This window comes from Psychrobacter sp. 1U2, from assembly GCF_051847575.1.
Window position 1 is genome coordinate 1 of sequence record NZ_JBPYDC010001099.1, and the last position, 706, is coordinate 706.

Below are 706 nucleotides of genomic sequence, written 5' to 3' on the forward strand. Positions count from 1 at the left end.
TTTTCTTGCCAGGTAACGCTCGCTTTTGACTCTGCCATTGTTTGCTATCCTTTCATAAACTTTGGTTAAAACGCTTAGATATTTTTATATTTGAGAATACTAACAGTACAAGGTTAGTTTAGCATAGGATAAAACAAGGTTTTATAGACGATCTGTCATACAACTTAAGTCATTTTATTACTTTAACGATATCACTAAATCTTACTGTACTTTTCCTCTTAGCTCATGAAAGTGAGGGTTTTATAAACCCTATAAAACCCTTTGCTTAAGTGACTGATTTTTAACGTTTAAATTCACGAAACATTTTATAGCAAAATACTGTTACACATTTGGTCTATTTCTTGGTTTAATGATGGTAATAAAGCTTGTTTTACTAGTATGAGTATACCGTTCACCTAACAATAATTATGATTGCTATATTTTTATGCTATTGAGATAAGCTATTTTAAACAACTTTAAGGGTTTGTTCATGATAGATGCAGACGGCTTTCGCGCCAATGTCGGCATCATCTTGGCAAATACACAGGGGCAAGTACTGTGGGCGAAACGTATTGGTCACAACGCTTGGCAGTTCCCGCAAGGCGGTATCGACCGCGGGGAGACGCCGATGGATGCAATGTATCGGGAGCTCTGGGAAGAGGTCGGACTATATCCTCGTCACGTAGATTTATTGGCAGTAACGCAAGATTGGTTGCGTTACCGTTTG

The 706-nt window shown here is 37.8% G+C and carries 1 protein-coding gene; it reads left to right on the forward strand.

Annotated features, from left to right (window positions below; translation table 11 throughout):
• Nucleotides 1–469: 469 nt before the first annotated feature.
• A partial coding sequence (locus tag ACS8FD_RS20595) for an NUDIX domain-containing protein (RefSeq protein ID WP_439277236.1) occupies nucleotides 470–706 on the forward strand: 237 nt, incomplete at its 3' end.